This is a genomic window from Pseudomonas sp. CLCA07 (genome assembly GCF_053615335.1).
Genome location: NZ_CM132131.1, coordinates 4,736,176 through 4,755,632, shown reverse-complemented (window position 1 = coordinate 4,755,632; position 19,457 = coordinate 4,736,176). Strand labels below are relative to the sequence as shown.

Annotated in this window: 11 protein-coding genes; 1 reads left to right on the top strand and 10 read right to left on the bottom strand. The window is 60.7% G+C overall.

Annotated features, from left to right (window positions below):
- Nucleotides 1-2: 2 nt before the first annotated feature.
- The 9 genes from ACWGZX_RS21870 to ACWGZX_RS21830 all read right to left on the bottom strand — a co-directional run bounded on the left by ACWGZX_RS21870 (nt 3) and on the right by ACWGZX_RS21830 (nt 6,902).
- Nucleotides 3-1,223, bottom strand: coding sequence for an AAA family ATPase (locus ACWGZX_RS21870; protein WP_452625393.1), 1,221 nt, complete (start codon nt 1,221-1,223; stop codon nt 3-5).
- A complete protein-coding gene (locus ACWGZX_RS21865) occupies nt 1,217-1,711 on the bottom strand; it encodes a TadE/TadG family type IV pilus assembly protein (protein WP_452625392.1) in 495 nt (164 codons plus the stop codon). The genes ACWGZX_RS21870 and ACWGZX_RS21865 overlap by 7 nt, the downstream gene beginning before the upstream one ends.
- On the bottom strand, nt 1,711-2,196 hold the full coding sequence (locus ACWGZX_RS21860; protein WP_452625391.1) for a TadE/TadG family type IV pilus assembly protein: 486 nt from the start codon (nt 2,194-2,196) through the stop codon (nt 1,711-1,713). Before ACWGZX_RS21860 ends, ACWGZX_RS21865 begins: the two co-directional genes overlap by 1 nt.
- An 8-nt stretch (nt 2,197-2,204) precedes the next feature.
- Nucleotides 2,205-3,545 carry a Tad domain-containing protein gene (locus tag ACWGZX_RS21855; RefSeq protein ID WP_452625390.1) on the bottom strand — a complete coding sequence of 447 codons (1,341 nt, stop codon included), beginning with the start codon at nt 3,543-3,545 and terminating at the stop codon, nt 2,205-2,207.
- Between the two features lie 75 nt (nt 3,546-3,620).
- Entirely contained in the window at nt 3,621-4,436 is an 816-nt protein-coding gene (cpaB, locus tag ACWGZX_RS21850) for a Flp pilus assembly protein CpaB (RefSeq protein WP_223516852.1), read from the bottom strand.
- A 15-nt stretch (nt 4,437-4,451) separates the two neighbouring features.
- Nucleotides 4,452-5,780: an AAA family ATPase gene (locus tag ACWGZX_RS21845; RefSeq protein ID WP_223516850.1), complete on the bottom strand. Its 1,329-nt coding sequence runs from the start codon at nt 5,778-5,780 to the stop codon at nt 4,452-4,454.
- A 2-nt stretch (nt 5,781-5,782) separates the two neighbouring features.
- A complete protein-coding gene (locus ACWGZX_RS21840; RefSeq protein ID WP_223516848.1) occupies nt 5,783-6,313 on the bottom strand; it encodes an A24 family peptidase in 531 nt (176 codons plus the stop codon).
- A gap of 31 nt (nt 6,314-6,344) precedes the next feature.
- Nucleotides 6,345-6,545 (bottom strand): Flp family type IVb pilin, encoded by a 201-nt coding sequence (locus tag ACWGZX_RS21835; RefSeq protein WP_223516846.1) that lies wholly within the window; start codon nt 6,543-6,545, stop codon nt 6,345-6,347.
- A 156-nt stretch (nt 6,546-6,701) separates the two neighbouring features.
- Nucleotides 6,702-6,902, bottom strand: coding sequence for a Flp family type IVb pilin (locus tag ACWGZX_RS21830; RefSeq protein WP_223516844.1), 201 nt, complete (start codon nt 6,900-6,902; stop codon nt 6,702-6,704).
- Between the two features lie 420 nt (nt 6,903-7,322).
- Here ACWGZX_RS21830 and ACWGZX_RS21825 point away from each other — a divergent pair, with 420 nt between their 5' ends.
- The gene (locus tag ACWGZX_RS21825) at nt 7,323-8,192 is read left to right on the top strand and encodes a response regulator transcription factor (protein WP_452625389.1); all 870 of its coding nucleotides are present in this window, start codon (nt 7,323-7,325) and stop codon (nt 8,190-8,192) included.
- A gap of 260 nt (nt 8,193-8,452) precedes the next feature.
- Here the strand turns inward: ACWGZX_RS21825 and ACWGZX_RS21820 are convergent, their stop codons facing one another.
- Nucleotides 8,453-19,270, bottom strand: a complete 10,818-nt coding sequence (locus ACWGZX_RS21820) for a peroxidase family protein (RefSeq protein ID WP_452625388.1) — start codon at nt 19,268-19,270, stop codon at nt 8,453-8,455.
- Nucleotides 19,271-19,457: the final 187 nt, after the last annotated feature.

Genomic DNA, 19,457 nt, shown 5'->3' with positions numbered 1-19,457 from the left:
GGTCATCCCCCGAAAAAACGGTTGAAGGCGCGTTTGAGCAAGCCTTTGTTGTCAGCCATCTGGTTGCCGACCAGGTCCTCAGCCATGTTGCGCAGGGCAATGGTGATCGCCGCCCTCGGCGCATGCAGCCCCAACGGCACACCAGTGTTCTGACTCTGGCTGACCAGGTTGAAGTCGTTGGGTAATTTCGACAGATTCGTGCAGCGCATCGCCTCGCCGATATCTTTGAGGCTGATCGCTGCGGCCTTGTCAAAGCGGTTGACCACTATCTGCAATTGATCCCCGCGCACACCCAGGTCATCGCGAAGAATCCGCACCAGAGAGCTGGCATCGCGCAGATGGCTGACGCTCTGCTGCACCACCACATACACCCGATCCGCTTGCTCCAGCACAGAGCCGGTAAGGTGGTCGATTTGCCGCGGCAGATCGATCACTACCCAGTTATAGCTGGCACGGGCCAACTGCAACAGGGTGTCAAGTTGCTCGGCTTGGGCGTCCTGCGGCAGACACAGCTCACCGGCCCGGCCACCCAGCACATGCAAAGTCTGGCTGAAGTGGCTGCAAAAACCACGCAACGCGACGCTGTCCATACCGTCGATCTGATGCAACACCTCCAGATGGCTGTGCGTTTGCGCCACATCCAGGTAATGCGTCACGCTACCAAATTGCAGGTCCATATCCATCAACAGGGTACTGCCATCCTTCATGCTGAGTTGCTGAGCCAGGTTGCAGGCCAGCAAGGTTCCGCCGGAACCGCCCTTGGCGCTCATCACAGCGATTAATTTGCCTTCTGTCCCACTGCCGGTCCGAACCTCCGTGACCAGCCGATTCAAGGCGGCGACCAGTTCTGTCTCGGCGACGGGCTCCGGCAGCACGTCACGGGCGCCGGCCTGCATCGCCAGGCGCATGCCTTCCTGTTCGCTCAACAGTCCGCACACCAACATCGGCGGACGCTCATGGGCCGGGCGCTGCAACAGTGCCGCCAGCTCTTCACGCCACAGGTGGCTGACGCGCAACAGCAACAGATCAGGCATCCGCTCCAGGCCGTAGAGCGGGTCGACATGCCCATTGCTCACCAGGCGAGTACTCACCTCCAGGCTGGGCATGCGTTGGCAGACGCCTTGCAGGTCGCGCAACGACGCAGCGTCACGGCTGCTGATCAGCAACCGTAGCCCGGCTTTGCCGGTCGAGGTAGAGACGGGAGTTTCCTTGGTATTCAGCATGGCGTTATCTCCCCGGAATCGGAATGACGCCCGAGGCTTTCGCGTGGCAACGTTGCCCTGAATGGGGACAAGGTAATGGGCACGCCGAACCCGGGAATAAACAATTTGAATACGAAGCCTGACAGACTCATCCGGACATAGCGGATGGCACGAAAACCGGTGGCGCTGACAGTGTCAAGGGGGTTGGCCACCGGAGCACCGTTTACGTCCAGATAGGTCAGCGTCAGGTGGGTGGTGGCCAGGTTACCGATCAACTGGCTCGTACCCGCATCGCCCGCCGTGTTGAAGATCGCCCGCTGCTTCACCACCTCATCCTTGATGTTGCACACCGCCGCCAAGCGCGCACCACGGCGCACGACTTCATCCAGCGCATTGACCGTGAAGTACAGGCGGCCCATTTCCACTACGCCGAACAACAGTGTGAACACCAGCAGACCAACGATGGCGAACTCCACCGTATAGATGCCGCGCATGTGTTTTCTGTTCATCACAGAGCCCTCATCACGGTAGTGGCAACCAGCGGAATGCTCAGTGCAATCTGATTACCAAAAAAGCCGGGGAGCGCTCCGGGGCAAATGCCACCGCTAATCACCGGGCAGTACGTATAAGTGATGGTGACACGCACATGGTCAGTGCTCTCTGGGGCGACGATAACGTTGCCAGTCGTCAAATCTGACAACACCTCAGTACCAGGCCCGGTGTCGACAGGCACGCCAAACACCGCAACGTTTTTCGTCTCGGTCTGCAGCGTAGCGCTCAGAACGACCTTGCCAAGCGTTGAGTTCCAGGCCTGGCTGGCGACAAAACGGCCGGCATCACGACTGGCCTGCAACAGGATGTTGTACTGGTAGAGCATGCGGCCGAACTCACCGAAGGCCAGCAACATCAGGAGCAACACCGGCAGGACCAGGGTGAATTCCACCATGGCCAGGCCTTGCTGGCGCTGCCGATATTTAAATCCGTGACGTCTCATGACGCCTCCTACGAGTCAGTGCTCGGAGTGCCGATGCCGAGATAGGTTTTGTAGAGCTGAATGATCTGTGGGCCGGCATCGGTTGACGGCGAGGGGCCGGCCACGTTGTCGCCTTCGCACTTCTGCACGAACTGGCCGAAGATCTGCTCGTCTCCGCCGCCATCCATGGGCTGCACCACGAAATAGCAGCCAAAACCGAGGACGGGGATCGAGGTTGAACCATTCTGTTTCCCGGTGCAGTCGCCCACCACGACTTTCAGCATCCGGCGCTCGAATACCCCATTGCTCTCACAGCCACTGGCCCCTGCCACACACGCGGCAACGCTCGTACGCCAGTCGTTGTAGTCCAGTATCGGGTTGCCGCCCGCCGTGAGATTGCCATTGTTCGAGGTGACGGCTTGCCCGTTGTACTTCGGGCCTGTGCCGTCGTCAGTGATTGCGGGGTCACTGGACGTGGTCACCAGGTCCGGCGGATAGGCCGAGGCACTGATCTGGCCGCCCTGGTAGATGCCGAAGCGCGTATTCAGGCCTTGAGACGCAGGGCCGACCTTGTTGCCAGGTTCAGTCAGGACATTGTCCCCCACATTGCGGCAGACCTTGCCACCTCCGGCCATTTCTTCTTTGACCGCATTGCCGCCCGTGCCAAAATCGAGCAATTGAAAGTTGCCTGGACCAATGGGGTCGGACGATTTGCCGGAACCCGTCTTCAATACCTGCAAGTTACCAAATTGAAAACCCCAGAACATGCCAGCGGCCGGGTCGTTTTTAGTCTTATCGCCACAGACCATCAAAGGCGCGAGATCGCAGGGGCTGGTAGGGCTGGGTCCAGCGGTGGCAATCGCCGCCACCGCTTTGGTTCCCAGGCCACCAGGGCCGAATGCCTGGGCGAAGTTCCAGAAAAATCCCGTCAGCTTATAGCTCTGTACCGAAACCCGAACGTATTTGGCATCCGTCGGCCCGGGAAAGGCGAACGGGCCATAGACGCTGCTTGCCAGTTCCACCACTGCAAATGTACCGGCGTTGCCGCCGACCGCCGTGGCCAATTCGTTGTTGCCCGTGGCATTGGCATTTCGTATCAGCGTATTGAGCGCGGCGGTACGCGTCGCGTCGGCCGCGCTGACACTGTTGACGCCTCCCTCCACCTGACTCAGGGTCTTGGCGCCACTCAGGGCGGCGGCGTCCACCACATTCTGCAGGCGCGTTTTGTTCAGCATCATATGCCCGCCGTCCAAAGCCAACGCCGCCATCATGGCCATCGACGCCAACGCGATCACCATCAATACACTTACCGATCCTTCCTGGCGCCTTGGCGTCGAAGTGAACGGCTGCTGAATACGAAGATTCATCATCAAGCCCTCGATTGCCGATACTGATCCGGATCGGCTCCGCCAATACCCTGGTGCCCAGATACCGGTTGCGCCCTGTCAACGAATGTTGACTACTTTGGCTTCGATCCCGCGGAAAACGGTGATACCCCCGCCCTCGCCACTGCTGCGCTGTACCACGCGTTTTGGCGCCTCGGCGGTGGCCACAGCCATGGCCGGGGCAGCAGGTGCAACAGGCGCAACGGCCGCGATTTTCTTCTCGAGGTTCAGTGGGTTACGCAGTGCCAGTTGCAACTTGCCTTCCGTCTGCGCCGTGACCAGGGCTTCCGCTTCAGAAGCCGACATCTCCAGCGTCACTGCGCGCACCACGACCGGCTGGGTCTTGTCGGTCCCCGCGGTCTGATCCACCGCCAACACCCGCAAGTTCTCGAGGATGGTCCTGGACGTGGCGCTGTTACTGCCGGTATTCGAGGCTTTGGTCGCCAGTACATCGACCCGGTTACCCGGCAAGAGGAATCCGCCGACACCTACCACATCGTCCACACGTACCGAAATGGCGCGTTTGTCAGGCGCAATCAAAGAGGCCAGGGTGCTGCCCCCCAGGTGCTCGCTCAGACGCGCACCACGCACAATGTCGCCCCGCAGAATGTCGAACGTTGCGATCTTGCCCACGGCTTTTTCGCTGGCATCGAAGGCATCATCCGGGATCGTATCCATGGGCATGCGTACGGTCGTGACCTGCTGGGCCTCGACCATCTGCCCGAATGGAATCTCTACCGTGGCGACCACCACGTTTCGAAGGTGGTCATCCGGGCTGGCATTGAGCCGTGCGCTCAGCCAGGAGTCAGCCATCCATGCAGCCCCAAGGCCCATGACCAGAGACACACCTATCAGGGTAAGCGTACGAGAGCTCATGTCAGTATCTCCGTATCAAAGAAAGTCGAGCTGGACGAAGTAGTTGTGCCAGGCCCATTCCAACTCTTTCGGTGACAGTGGTCCGGAACCGCCCATATAACGCTGGCGATCGAGTGCCATGTTCAGGAGATCGCGGGGATGGCAAGGCACCAGGGGCATGCCTTCACTTGCATAAAGCCTTTGCAGCACATAACGCACCAGCAGCGGGTCGTAATAAATGCCCAGACGCTCGCTTTCCTGACGCCAGATTTTTTCGTACTCCTCGGGCTTCAGGTAACCGAAGTGCAGCTTGTAGCCAATCCGGCGAAGGAAGGCCTCATCAGCCAGTTCCAGGGGATTGAGGTTGGTGGAAAACACCAGAATCAGATCGAACGGCAACTCGCAATGCCGACCGCCGCCCAGGTTGAGGAAATCGCGTTTCTCTTCCATCGGGACGATCCAGCGATTAAACAGCTCGGCGGGTGCCATGCGCTGGCGCCCCATGTCATCAATGATGAACAGGCCATTGCTGGCCTTGAGCTGCAAGGCGGCCTGGTATTGACGGGTGAACGGGTCATAGCGAACGTCCAGCTGTTCCATGCTCAACTCACCGCCCGTGATGACGATTGGGCGTTTGCAGCACAGCAGTCGACGATCGATCCCTTCGTTGAGCATCAGATTGTTCTGCTGAGCGTTGTCATCGAGCCGCTGATGCACCTGCGGGTCATAGATCTCGATCACCGCCTCGTTGATGACAATGGCATGAGGAACCCAGATGGCCTCGGCGAACAGACGGATCAGCCGACTGCTGACATAGGTCTTGCCGGTACCCGCGGGGCCATAAATCATGATCGCGCGCCCGGAGTTCAGCGCCACACCCAGCTGATCGAGCATCCCCTCCGTGAGCACTACGCCAGCGAGGGCGTTGCGCATATCGTCGGCGTTGATGCGACCATGGTGAATGGTCTGCAGTTTGATCAGGGACCGGTAGGTACTCACCGGAAACGGTGCTGCGCCTATATAACCGCTACGCGACAGGGCATCTCGGGCGGCACTGCGTCCGCGTTCGGTCAGGCCATAACGCAGCGACTGCCCGCCCATTTGACTCACCTGGCCGAGCACTTCGACACGGCCATCCTTGCGCAGAAACGCCAGGACCTCTTCAAGTACAGCGCCGGTCAGCGCCAAGCGTTCCACCAGCCGCGACATGTCCAGCACACCGGCGTCATGCAAATGCTTGCACACCAACTCGCCGAGAAAACTGTCGCTCAGACCCGTTTCGCGGATGGTGCATGGCTGGGGTGCCAGCCGTTGCACCGCTTCCCGAGCGCTGGGGTAGGCATGACTATCGACGATGACGTGCATGTCTAACCTCCGAATCCACCGGCAACGAGTTGCCAGTAGACGCTGTTCAAAGTGCCAATCAATATTGCAATCGAATAAGGAAAAGGCTTGCCGGCTACTTCATCCGAAGTTGGTACCAGATAAGTCCGTGCCCTTAAAATCAGCCAATAGCGCCCCAGGGTCTGAAACAATTGACCGCGAAACAGCACGATCAACAAGCCGCACACGCCGCCGGCAATCAGGCTGAACATTGCAGCCCACAAAGCGAAATGAAACAGAAGAAAACTGCCGACCATGGCCATCAACTTGACGTCGCCAGCGGCCATGCCACCCACGGCATACATGGGCAGAAACAGCGCAAAACAGATCAGGATGCCCAGCAAGCTATCACCCAATCCGCTGACACCGCCTGAATAAGTCTGACCGGCCAAGCCCAGGGCAAGGCCCAATAGAACCAGCATGTTGGGAATACGGTGGCGAAGCAGATCGCTCACCACCGCGACGCCCAGCAGTCCTAGCAGTACAACTGTCGACACCAGCAATTCCATGGACATGGCGCGTCTCCCCTGGCGGGAATCATCGTTATTAGCAAGCTGTACCGCCATTAGCGGTAACGGCATTGCACAGCGCCTTGATTTGGAGATTCACATTTGATCCAAGGGTAGTGAACGCCACGACAACACCTACCGTAATCAGCCCACCCGCCACCGCGTACTCCACAATGGTCAGGCCATCCTCATCTTTGATGAACTTCAGTACCGAAGCCTGGATTGTTTGCATGATCATTTTGCTCACCTCTCTAGCGGCCATACTGCTCAAAATGTTCATCGGCAGAGACGATGCGAAGCCCATTTAGAAGAATGTCCGGCAGCCCTAACAGCAAAATAGAGGCACGAACTACTCGATGGACATCGCCCCGTCCCCTGGCGGGAGTCATCGTTATTAGCAAGCTGTACCGCCATTAGCTTTAACGGCATTGCACAGCCCCTTGATTTGGAGATTCACATTTGATCCAAGGGTAGTGAACGCCACGACAACACCTACCGTAATCAACCCACCCGCCACCGCGTATTCCACAATGGTCAGACCATCTTCGTCTTTGATGAACTTCAGTACCGAAGCCTTGATTGTTTGCATGATCATTTTGCCCACCTCACTCGAATGTTGTTTTTCCGGAGGCAGTACTTTCTGCGCTGCCTGATGCAACCCTAGTCAGGGTGCAGGCATAGGCGTTAGGAGGATTTTGCACATCGTTAGGATTTTTTTGCGGGACGGCCAAAGACGGGGCGCGGGCCTTTGCAGAGGTAACGGGAGGAGGTAAACAAGGCATTGAAACGCAAAGGCAATTGTCATTGATTCACAAGCGACAAGCGGTAAAACCCGGGTTCGTCGACAACACACCAACAAACACTCGCCCAGCGCAGCCTTCCAGGCAACACATAGAACTAATAGAACGAATAGAACGAATAATAGTTTTTCTTATCGCGATTAAATCTGCAAAGTAATGGCACATTGGTAATACTGCGTAGCGAAGAGAGGCATTAAGAACTCTAGAGTAAAAACATGACGTCCAATTTCAACAGAAGGCCATCGCTCCTATGGTTCGATCTGACTCATGATCGGTCCACCAAGGAACTCATCGCGCAGTTTGAGGATACCTGCGACTGCAAATTGGCGAAAAACACCGTGTTGCCCATCAGGGAACAGGCAGACATGATCTGCATCCATTTTGATCGCCCTGACACTTCGGGTTTAAGGCTACTGCTGGAGATCAAACGCACCACCCCCACCATCCCGATCACCATGTTCACCGTGCAGCACTCAGAGGAACTGGCTGTATGGGCCATGCGCTCCAGCGTCTGGGAATACATGGTGCTTGCGCTCTCGGCCGCTGAGAGGAAGCGTTACTTGACGGCGGTGATGCAGCTCTGCGAACTGCGCCGAAATGCCAACGGCCAGGGCAAGTCATCGCAGATCGACCACTCCCCGACCCTGCCGGACAGCATCCGGTTGACCTCAGGACACCAAAAACACCAGGCGCTGAACAGCATCATGCTGTACATCGAACAGCACTTTCGAGACAGCATCGATCAGAGGGTTTTGGCGCAGCGCTGCGGCATGACGGCATTTCGCTTCAGCCGCCTGTTCAAGGAAGCCAATGGACTTGGCTTCACGGATTACATCTTGAACAAGCGCATGAACTTCGCCAAAGAACTGCTCGACAACAGCCAGATGCCTATTACCAGTATCGGCTATGAGGCCGGCTTCAAGGATCCGTCCTACTTCGCTCGTGCCTTCAAGCAGTTTGCAAACTGCACGCCCAGCGAATACCGCTTGGCACGCCAACTCAGAGCGGCTGCAACTGCGCAACTGGTGCTGGACGAGAAAACCACTGACGCGCTTGAAAGCCTGGTACAAAGCCTCGGCGCTTGATTTGGTTTTATACGCGCAAACAAAAACGCCGCTCATTGCCGAGCGGCGTTTTCGTTAAATATGGAACGGAAAACGAGACTCCAATCCAAGCTTTAATTCTTTTAAATTATTAGACTTTTATCGAACACTACACTTTCAACGGGTAGAAACATGGACTTCACCTGCGAGTGAGTGCGCCCTGCCGGGCGCACAAAAAAGGTGTGTGGCAACCGCCACACACCTCAAATTGCTTTGAGCTCAACTTGGTCGAGAAGGCCTCCTTATCCCACCATATTAAAGTCCGTCTGATCAACGGTCGCACTGCTGACACCCACAAGGTGGATGGTGTCCGCCCCGATCGCAACCACCGTGTCCGCCCCGTCAGCCGTTATGGTCACGTTGGCAGTGAACGTCGCGCTGCTGATACCCATCCCCGTGATATCGATCAAGTCCTGCGCGCCGCCCGGATTGGCTCCGAAGTTCAGGATCGTATCGTTGCCGAAACCTGCGGCAGCAAACACGAAAGTATCGTTGCCGGCGAAGCCGCCAATCATCAGGTCGTTACCGCCACCGCCGATGAGAACGTCATTACCCGCACCGCCCACGATCGTGTTGTTGAGCTCGTTGCCGCTGCCCGCAAAGTTGCCGCTGCCGCCGAAAAACAGATTTTCGACGTTGGCACCCAAGGTGTAGCTCGCGAGCGAGGTCCAGACCGTATCCGTGTCTGCGCCGGCGAGCTCGTTCACCACGTCCCCAAGGTCGGTAACTTCATAGGTATCGTTGCCGACGCCACCGACCATCGTGTCGGCACCTGCGCCACCGAGGATGACGTCGTTACCTGCGCCGCCGAGGAGGAAGTCGTTACCCGCACCGCCCACGATCGTGTTGTCGAGCTCGTTGCCGGTGCCCGCAAAGTTGCCGCTGCCACCGAAAAACAGATTTTCGACGTTGGCACCCAGCGTGTAGTTCGCGAGCGAGGTCCAGACAGTGTCAGTGCCGGCACCGGCGAGTTCGCTCACCACGTCTCCAAGGTCGGTGACTTCATAGACATCGCTGCCGACACCGCCGACCATCGTGTCGACACCTGCGCCACCGAGGATGACGTCGTTACCTGCGCCGCCGACCAGGAAGTCGTTACCCGCACCGCCCACGATCGTGTTGTCGAGCTCGTTGCCGCTGCCCGCAAAGTTGCCGCTGCCGCCGAAAAACAGATTTTCGACGTTGGCACCCAAGGTGTAGCTCGCGAGCGAGGTCCAGACCGTGTCAGTGCCAGCACCGGCGAGCTCGTTCACCCCGTCCCCAAGGTCGGTGACTTCATAGACATCGTTGCCGACACCGCCGGCCATCGTGTCGGCACCTGCGCCACCGATGAGGACGTCGTTACCCGCACCGCCTACGAGCGTGTTGTCGAGCTCGTTGCCGATGCCCACAAAGTTGCCGCTGCCGCCGAAAAACAGATTCTCGACGTTGGCACTCAGGGTGTAGCTCCCGAGCGAGGTCCAGACCGTGTCGTTGCCTGCTCCGGCGAGCTCGGTCACCACGTCCCCAAGGTCGGTGACTTCGTAGACATCGTCGCCAACACCGCCGGCCATGGTATCGGCACCCGTACCCCCGAGGAGAATGTCATTGCCCGCGTCACCATTGAGGATGTCGTTGCCGCCCAAGCCGCTCAGGATGTCGTTGCCATCACCTCCGCTGGCCGAGTCGTCGCCTGGCGTGCCGGTCCATATGTCGACACCGGCGGTACCGACAAACAGTTCACCGACCACTGTCGTTGCGGCAGAAGTGACTCGCTCAAGTGTGCCGAGGTCATCGACGTAACTCGCGACGACACGCAGTTGCTGACTGGTCTGCGTCGGGTCGGGCGTGAAGGTCGTGCCCGTCGCGCCGGCGATGTCGGCAAAGATAGCACCGCTCCCCACCTGCCACTGATGGGTAATCACCGAGGTCGTGGTCCCGTTGGCGTCGGTGAACGCATCCGTGGCGGTCAAGGCCGAGCCTGGCGTCGGGGTTGTATCGCTGATCAGCACCGTTCCAACCGGCAGGACATTGACGGTGCCGGTACCGGCCGCCGTGATCGGTGCGGTCGGCGCCGAGAACACCTCCTCCAGCACGCCATTGGCGTCCTTGTAGACCGCCCTGACGCGCAGAGCCAGCCCGGCTGCCACGACGAGTTGCGGGATAGCCGGCACGGCGCCAATGAGGGTCGCCGGTGGTGGGACCCTGAGTTCCGAGCCCACCGTGACGGTCGTGCCCTCCGCGCGCGCGACCTCTCCGGCGGCAAAGAAGGTGATGTCTTCGAAGACGCCCGAGCCCGGGCGCGCTTCGAACTGCCAGAAGATACTGATGGGCCCGGTGATCGCGCCGCCGGTCGCGGTATTGTCGGCATCGGTGATGTCTGCCGCCGATACCGTCAGCGTCTGGCCGACGGCGGGCGTAGGATCGTCGATCCTCAGCGAACCGACTGGCGCCGAGTTCAAACCGCCAAGCACGATCGCCTGATCGGAGAACTGCAACCGCTCGATATTGCTGAGGGTGTCGATCCCGTCCCTGCCAGCGACACTGTCGGTGACCGTAACGGTGCCATTGACGTTTTCGACCACGGTGTAATCCGCAAAATTGCCGGAGTACAGCGCCGTATCGAAGTCGGGACCGGCCGCCGTCAGGATCTCGCGGACGACCTGGAGCTGGCCGGGGTTATAGGTACCGTTCAACATCAGCGGGACCAGCGGTGTCATGCTGTCGAAGCTGGCGATTTCCGGCCCGGTGCCATCGATGTTCTGCCGCACGCTGATGCGCACGTTGAGCCACTTGTCGCCATCGATGAGGTCATCGCCGGCACGGCCTTCGATGACGTCGCTGCCGGCACCACCCAGGATAATGTTGCCCCCGTCGAACTTATCGTCTGCGGTACCCACGATGCCGTCGGCGCCAGCAGCAGCGGCACCAACGAACGCCCGCAGACCACTGATGAGGTCAAGGTTGGTGAGCACACTACCCGTGGCGCCAGCGATAGCGAGCGTTACCGCGGTGGAATCATCGCCGCTGAGGAAATCGGCATGTGCCGATCCCGACAGCCCTTCCACCAGGTCCAGGCGGGCAAGGATCGATGCGGTGGAACCGGGCACCGCCGGCTGATCGAAGAAGCGCTGACTGGAGTTGAGGCCAATGGTCACGCCGACCGGATCGTCCTTGTAGGTCGCCCAGTCGTAACCGGAGAACCCGATGAAACGGTCCGCCTCGCTGGGGCTGCCGACCATGATGTCATCGCCGCCCTCCCCGTCGAAGTTATCCGGTCCGCCATCACCCATGAAGACATCGTTGCCAATGATCGGATCGTTGCCGAATGGGTCGAAGTTGTCGCCGGCAACGCCATCGGCGGATCCGCCCTGGATCCAGTCGTCGCCTTCACCGCCGCGCGCGAACTCGTTCGCCTTGCTGCCGAGGATGAAGTCGTTGCCCAGGCCGCCACTGCTATCGGCCGCGTCCTCGCCGGTGATGATGAAGTCCTGACCGGCCTGCCCGAGGATCAGGTTGAGGCCGTTGCCGCCCTGGATGACGTCGTTGCCGTCCTCGCCGTGGATGACGTCGTCGCCGCCGATGTCGGTGATGATGTCGTCACCGGTACCGCCAAAGAGTTGGTCGTTGCCGTAGCCGCCATCGATCCGGTCGTTGCCGGCGTCGCCATAGACCGTGTCATCGTCCGAGTCGCCGGCAATGAGGATATCGTTGCCGGGCGTGCCGCCGAGCACGACCGTATCAGCGCCGGTGTAGTGCAGGTAGTTGGTATCCAGACCCGGCGTGGCGGGGTTGTCGCGGATCACCAGCGGCGTGAGGAAGTCAGTGCGCGGTGAGCCAATCGGGTGGACCGACGGACCAAACGGATCGGCATTGGCCGGCAGATCGTCGAGGGTGCCGACAATACCGTCGGGACCGGCAATCACACTCGGGTTGTACTGGCGCGTCTGGTCAGTCTCCAGGATGTAGGCCGGCGTCAGGAAAACCCTGCCCGAGAGGTGTGTTGCGTCGGTATTGGCCATGACCAGCGCGGAGAACGTGTTGTTCTCAAGCTCGGCGCCAAAGTCCATCGAGGCGGTGCGTTCCAGATAGTAGAAGCGGTCTCCGTCCTGGAGTTTCTCCATCTGGTTCTCGAAGACGAAGTTGAAGGTCGAGCCGAGCATGCCACCAAAGGGCATTTTCTCCTCGGCCAGCCCGCCAACCCAGAAATCGACATTGTCCAGGCCGGTGATGGTCACGTCGTCTGCGGTGTTCAGAATACCGTCCGCACCGGCGTTGCTGGCCCAGGCACCTGTGCTGTTCAGGAAGTCGACACGATCGGCCGGTGCGGTCGCGCCGCCTAACACCAGGTCCGCAGCCGCGGCGCGCTTGTCCGCCAGCGTGATGGCGCTGGTGATGGTCGCGTGCGTGCCGTAGGCGGCGATGAAGTTGATCAGCGATTCCGGATGCTTCATGTGCTGCACGAAATCGGCCCAACTGGTGTAGGGCTTGAGCTCTGCGTCGCCAGTAGGCAGATAGAACTCCCGCCGCGCCGCGTTCAGCGACGGAATGCCGGTATCGCGGCCGCGCGCCAGGTTGATGGCGGGCAGATCGAGCGGCAGTCCGAGCAGGTTGTTGCGCAGGGCTTCAGTGACGAACTCGTCGATCTCGTTGCCCACCTGGCGGGTCACGCCGCGCACGATGGCACCGGCCGCCTGTTCCGGAGTGGGGCCGCTGCCCGCGAACTCGAGCGGGTTGAGGAAGGCCTGAATCAGCCCGATATCGCTCGAGGCGAAGTTCGGATCCAGCCGGTCGACCTGCTCCAGCAGCATCGAGTGCCCGAAGCGATAGACGGTGTGCGCGAACTCGGCAACGATGCTCGGATCGATCGCGGTGTCGTACACCTGGCCCGGGGCGAAGAAGGGATCGACCATCGGCTGGATCGTACGCGCGAACTCCTCGAACACCAGGTGCTGGTACTGCATCTCGGTGCCGAACTTCGCCGTCTGGAACAGGCGCTCGCCGTTCCAGTCAAGGGTCGAGGTATCGGCGGGAACAGCAGTGACGGGCGTCAGCAGCCACTCGTTCAGGAACGACACATCGCCACTTGCCGCTGTCGCCAGGACCACCGCCATGGTGTGATCGACCAAGCGGTTGTGCTCATGGTGGAAGATCGAATGGACGGTGGTCAGACCGATGTTCTCGTTGACCCGGCCGTCGCCGGCAATGTAGTGCGCGTCCAACAGTTCGTTGTCGTAGAAGCCCGGCGCAGGCGTACCGCCAACAACAGTGTCCACATCGGGCAGGAGTGCTGCGCCGGTCACGTCGTCGATCGGAACGGCGGTGTGCGCGATGTCGTTGAGGAAGGCATGACCGGTGCGTACGGCATCGACCAGGCTGATGGGCGCCGCCGGATTACCTTCAACGAGCACATCGTCGGCCGTGCCGGCAATGCCGTCCGGGCCCACCATCACCACCTGAGGAAAACCGTTCGGACCCTTGATGAAATTGCCGTAGGCGTCGGTCGCAAGCAGTGGCACGTTGTTGAAATCGGCATCGGTGAGATTGATGCCGAGCAGATCATGGGCTTGCGCCTTGACCACCTTCCAGGTGGCCATGCCACCGATCCCGACGTCGTCGGCCGTACCGAACACGCCATCGGCGCCCAGATCACGATTTTCGATCAACTTGCCGGTGGCCACCGGGTCGCCCGCTGCGTTGAGCTCATAGGCACGCAGGAACACCTGGTGCGAAGGATGCGAGCTGTAGGTCTGGTTCTGGTCGACAAACGGCGAGGTGGTGTTGGTGTTCTCGTGGATGTCGTCGGCCGTGCCGAGGATGCCGTCCGGGCCGGGCAGGTTGGTGGCGCGCGTCAGCACCATGAAGTTGGTCGGGCTACCGGGCACGAACAACGGATCATCCGGCTGCAGCGGAATGAACACGGTGCCCGAGCCGCCCTTGGTGACGAGGTCAAGGCCATGGTCGAAAAACTGGCCGAAGAAGGTCATCCATTGGTTGAAGGGCGCGGTCAGGCCCGCGTCGGGGCTCACGTTCGAGTTGAAGAAGGTCTGGAACGTCGTGCCGTCGGTGCGGGTTCCGGTAATCACCTGTGAGCCGACTTTCAAGACATCGTCAGCCGTGCCAAGGATGCCATCCAGACCCGGATCGAAGGTAGCCGCGACCGCTGCCGGGTTGCTGGCGGTCTGGTCGACGATCAGGTTGCTGATGGTGCGCGGCTGCGAGTCGTTCACCAGGCCGCTGGTCTGGGTGTAGCTCGTGCCGGCGTCGGCCGTGCGGAAGTCCGGCGTGGTCAGGCGCGGGAATACATTATCGGCGGCACCGAACTCGGGATGGAGCAGGTTGTTTTCCGTCCCTTCGACCGTGCGCAATCCGAACGGCATCCGTATGTTCGGCAGCAGAGAAACCAGGTTCTCACCCGCCGCGTTGTGTTCCGCTATCTTGATCTGGTCAAGGATGAACGCCAGGTCCGATTGCGTGTAACGCACACCATTGCTGGGGGCAGTGGTCTGCGGATCGATCAGCGAAGGCGTCGGCGCGGGCGCCGGCGCGCCGGCCACTACTGTCGTGGTCGGCGCGGAGAACACCTGCTCGGTCACGCCATTATCGTCCGCATAGATGCCTTTGACGCGCACTGCCAGGCCGGCAAGATCCGCCGTCACCGTGAGAGTGGGCGCGTCCGCTCTTGTAAATCCGAGACCGATGCGGCCTGGCCCGAGGATGATGTCCTCGAAGACGCCTGAGCCCGGTGCCAATTCAACCTGCCATATGTAACTGATGGAATTGTTGATCCCCCCACCCGCGTTGTCGCCATCGGTGATGCCTGCCGCCGACACGGTCAGCGTCTGGCCTACGGTCGGTGCGGTGTTATCGACCGTCAGTGCGCCCACAGGCTCGGCGTTGACCCCCTGCACGAGGACCACTGCCTGATCGGAGAACTGCAGCCGCTCGATGTGGGTGAGACGGTCGGTTTCTTCCTTGCCGACATTGTCGGTCACGGTGACGATGTCGGTGCCGACGATATCGAGGGCAACGGTGGGATCGACGACGATGCCGTTGACGGCGATCGTGTAGTTCGCCAGAGGGCCCAGGAAGTTGACGGTGTCGAACGCAGCCCCGCCTGCGGATGTACCGGGCAGGATTTCGCGCACGGCGACGAGCTGGCCGGGATTGAAGGTGCCGTTCAGCATGAGCGGGATCATCGGCGTCATACTGTCGAAGCTGGCGATCTCCGGCCCGGTGCCATCCACGTTCTGACGCACGCTGATGCGCACGTTGAGCCAACTGTCGCCGTCGATGAGGTCGCTGCCGCCACGGCCTTCGATGATGTCGCTGCCATCGCCGCCGAGGATGATGTTGCCCGCGCCGAACTGATCGTCGGCCGTCCCGCCAATACCGTCGGCACCGAAACCGGCGCTACCGACGAAGGCCCGCAGGCCGCTGACGAGATCGAAGTTGGTGAGGATGCTGCCCCTGGCCGTGATGTTGGCGATGATGGCTGCGTTTTGTTCATCGCCGCGCAGGAAGTCGGCGAAGGCCGACCCCGACAGGCCCTCCACTTCCGCGAACCGGTCATAGACCGCATCGGGCGATTGCCCCACCGCGCCCACGATATTGCCCGCGGCATCGGGCACCGGGTGATAGGGACTGAAGAACGGGGTGACCATGTCGACGGTCACGCCGTACTTGTCATTCTTGTAGGTGGTCCAGTCGAACCCGGACATGCCGTCCATCTTGTCCTGAGCGTCGCTGGCGACGAAGGTGTCGTCGCCGCCCTCGCCGATCATTTCATCGAATCCGCCGGTGCCGATGAAGATGTCGTTGCCGGGCACATCGTCGGACAATGTTGGGCTCGCGTTGTCGCCGGGTGCACCGTCCTGGGTGCCGCCCTCGATCCAGTCGTCGCCTTCGTTGCCGGTCGGCGCGAGGTTGACCTTGGCGCCGAGGATGAAATCGTCGCCCGCGCCGGCGAAGGTCATCGTGATGTCTTCGGTGGTGATGATGAAGTCTTTGCCAGCGCCGCCGAAGACCAGGTTGTTGAGGCCGAGGGTCGAGTTGCCGGCCTGGATGACGTCGTTGCCGTCCTCGCCGCGCAGGGTGTCGCTGCCGCCGATGTCGGTGATGATGTCGTCGCCGGCACCGCCAAAGACGTTGTCGTTGCCGTAGCCGCCGTCGAGGCGGTCGTTGCCGGCGTCGCCATAGACGGTGTCGTCGTCCGAGTCGCCGGCAATGAGGATGTCGTCGCCGGCCGTACCACCCAGCACGACCGTATCGCCGCCGGTGTAATGCAGGTAGTTGGTATCCGGGCCCGCTGTGGCGGGGTTGTCGCGGATCACCAGCGGCGTGAAATGGTCAATACGTGGTGAGCCGATCGGGTGCACCGACGGGCCAAAGGGGTCGGCGTTGGCTGGCAGGTTGTCGGCGGCCTCATTGACTGGTGTCAATGGATTGTCGACCAGTATGCCATCCGGCCCGGCCACCACGCTTGCGTTGAACTGGCGCGTCGGGTCGGTCTCCAGGGTGAAGGCCGGCGTCAGGAATATGTTAGCCGACAGGTGTGTTGCGTCGCTGTTGAGCATCACCAGATTGGCGAACGAATTGTTCTCAAGCTCAGTGCCGAAGTTGAGTCCCGCGGTGCGTGCCAGGTAGTAGAAGCGGTCACCATTTTGCAGGTTTTCCAACTGGGTTTCGAAGACGAAGTTGAAGCTCGAACCCAGCAGGCCGCCAAAGGGCATTTTCTCCTCGGCCAGGCCACCGATCCAGTAGTCGACGTTGTCCAGGCCGGTGATGGTCACGTCGTCTGCGGTGTTCAGAATTCCGTCCGCACCGGCGTTGCTGGCCCAGGCACCGGTACTGTGCAGGAAGTCCAGGCGATCAGCCGGCGCCGTGGCGCTGCCGAGCACGAGATCCGCAGCCGCGGCGCGCTTTTCCGCCATCGTCGTAGCGCCAGTGATGGTCGAGTGCGTGCCGTAGGCGGCGATAAAATTGATCAGCGATTCCGGGTGTTTCATGTGCTGCACGAAATCGGCCCAGCTCGTGTAGGGGGTCAACTGGCTGTCGCCGGTCATGTGGTAGAACTCGCGCCGCGCCGCATTCAGCGACGGGATGCCGGTGTCGCGGCCGCGCGCCAGGTTGAGGGCGGCCAGGTCCAGCGGCAGACCGACCAGGTTGTTGCGCACCGCGTCGGTCACGAACTCGTCGATCTCGTTGCCGACCTGGCGGGTCAGGCCGCGTACGATGGCGCCTGCCGCCTGCTCAGGGGTAGGGCCGCTCCCAGCGAATGACAACGGGTTGAGGAAGGCCGCGATCAGGCCGGTTTGTTGATTGCCCGGCTCAGTCGGATTGCCGTCGCCGACGACGTTGAAGTTGGGGTCGAAGCGATCGACCGTCTCCACCAGCATCGAGTGGCCGAAGCGAAAGACCGTGTGCGCGAACTCGGCGACGATCGACGGATCGATGGTGGTGTCGTTACCCATAGGCGCCAGGAAGACGTCCACTTGCGGCTGGATGGTGCGCGCGAACTCCTCGAACACCAGGTGCTGGTACTGCATCTCGGTGCCGAATTTGGCCGCCTGGAACAACCGCTCGCCGTTCCAGTGCAAGGCCGCGATGTCGGTCGGCGTCACTGGAAGCGCTGTCAGTTGGGCATCGGGCATCAACCACTTGTTCAGGAAATCGAGGTCGGCGGAGGCCAGCACCGTCGCCTTGGTATCGTCAACCAGCCGGTTGTGCTCGCTGTGGAAGATGGAATGCACCGTGGTCAGGCCGATGTTCTCGTTGACCCGGCCATCGCCGGCGATGTAGTGCGCATCCAACAACTCGTTGTCGTAAGTGCCGGGCGCACCCAGGCCGCCAATGACGGTGTCCGCGTCAGGCGTCAGGCCTCCGGTCGGATCGGCGCTGTGTGCAATGTCGATGAGGAACTGGTGGCCGGTGCGCACGGCGTTCGTCAGGCTGATGGGTGCAGCCAGATTACCCTCGACGAGCACGTCATCGGCCGTGCCGGCAATGCCATCCGCGCCCATCATCACGACTTGGGGGAGGCCATTAGGCCCTTTGATGAAGTTGCCGTAATCATCGGTCGCCAGCAATGGCACGTTGTCGAAATCGGCATCAGTGAGATTGATGCCGAGCAGATCATGGGCTTGTGCCTTGACCACTTTCCAGGTGGCCATGCCGCCGATTTCGACGTCATCAGCGGTACCGAAATGCCCATCGGCGCCCAGGTCACGATTGGTGATCAACTTGCCGGTGGCGACAGGATCGCCAGCGGCGTTGAGCTCATAGGCGCGCAGGAACACCTGATGCGAGGGATGCGAGCTGTAGGTCTGGTTCTGGTCGACAAACGGCGAGGTGGTGTTTTGCTGTTCGTGGATGTCGTCGGCCGTGCCGAGAATGCCGTCGGCGCCGGGCAGATTGGTGGCCCGCGTCAACACCATGAAGTTGGTCGGGCTACCAGGCACGAACAGTGGATCGTCGGGCTGCAGCGGAATGAACACCGTGCCCGAGCCGCCCTTGGTGACCAGGTCGAGGCCGTGGTCGAAGAACTGGCCGAAGAAGGTCATCCAGGCGTTGAAGGGCGCGGTCAGGCCCGCGTCCGGCGTGATATTAGGGATCTGGAAGACGGAAACGTCGTCGGCGGTGCCGAACAGGCCATCCAGACCGGGGCTGGTGACGACTTGTGAATCTGGATTGGCCGCTGCAGCCGCGACTGCCGCCGGATTGTTGGCGGTCTGGTCCACGATCAGGTTGCTGATGGTGCGCGGCTGAGAGTCGAAGACGGCACCGCTGGTCTGGAGGTAGGAGGTCGGCGTGGTTCCGCCAGGATCGGCGGGGCCGAAGAAGCCGGCCGGCTGGACCTGCGCGGTATTGAACACCGGCGTCGTCATGCGCGGAAAGAAATTGTCGGCGGCACCGAACTGGGGATTGGCCAGGTTGTTGTCGAAGCCGGAGACGGTGCGCAGGCCGAAGGGTACTTCTACGTTCGGCAGCATGTCAGCCAGACTCGCGCCTGCCGCATGCCGTTCGGCGATGAAAATTTGTTCGAGAATGAACTCAAGATCGGACTTGATGAAGCTGGCCATGGCTGTTTCCTCGATGCTTAGCTAGTCAGGAAACCACATGCATAAAGCACGGCTCTAAACGCGTGGTTTAGTGCTGAAACCCATCAATAAAAATTGCAAATTGAACGACGGGACCTGGTACCACGGCCGCACCGAGCCCCTGCTGAATTGCGTGCAATCAGCAGTGCTCAACTGAGGATCAATTCCC

What these genes read in the sequence shown, in the direction of transcription:
- ACWGZX_RS21870 (WP_452625393.1), bottom strand. Translation starts at nt 1,223, where the DNA reads ATGCTGAATACCAAGGAAACTCCCGTCTCTACCTCGACCGGCAAAGCC.
- ACWGZX_RS21865 (WP_452625392.1), bottom strand. Translation starts at nt 1,711, where the DNA reads ATGAACAGAAAACACATGCGCGGCATCTATACGGTGGAGTTCGCCATC.
- ACWGZX_RS21860 (WP_452625391.1), bottom strand. Translation starts at nt 2,196, where the DNA reads ATGAGACGTCACGGATTTAAATATCGGCAGCGCCAGCAAGGCCTGGCC.
- ACWGZX_RS21855 (WP_452625390.1), bottom strand. Translation starts at nt 3,545, where the DNA reads ATGATGAATCTTCGTATTCAGCAGCCGTTCACTTCGACGCCAAGGCGC.
- cpaB (WP_223516852.1), bottom strand. Translation starts at nt 4,436, where the DNA reads ATGAGCTCTCGTACGCTTACCCTGATAGGTGTGTCTCTGGTCATGGGC.
- ACWGZX_RS21845 (WP_223516850.1), bottom strand. Translation starts at nt 5,780, where the DNA reads ATGCACGTCATCGTCGATAGTCATGCCTACCCCAGCGCTCGGGAAGCG.
- ACWGZX_RS21840 (WP_223516848.1), bottom strand. Translation starts at nt 6,313, where the DNA reads ATGTCCATGGAATTGCTGGTGTCGACAGTTGTACTGCTAGGACTGCTG.
- ACWGZX_RS21835 (WP_223516846.1), bottom strand. Translation starts at nt 6,545, where the DNA reads ATGATCATGCAAACAATCCAGGCTTCGGTACTGAAGTTCATCAAAGAT.
- ACWGZX_RS21830 (WP_223516844.1), bottom strand. Translation starts at nt 6,902, where the DNA reads ATGATCATGCAAACAATCAAGGCTTCGGTACTGAAGTTCATCAAAGAC.
- ACWGZX_RS21825 (WP_452625389.1), top strand. Translation starts at nt 7,323, where the DNA reads ATGACGTCCAATTTCAACAGAAGGCCATCGCTCCTATGGTTCGATCTG.
- ACWGZX_RS21820 (WP_452625388.1), bottom strand. Translation starts at nt 19,270, where the DNA reads ATGGCCAGCTTCATCAAGTCCGATCTTGAGTTCATTCTCGAACAAATT.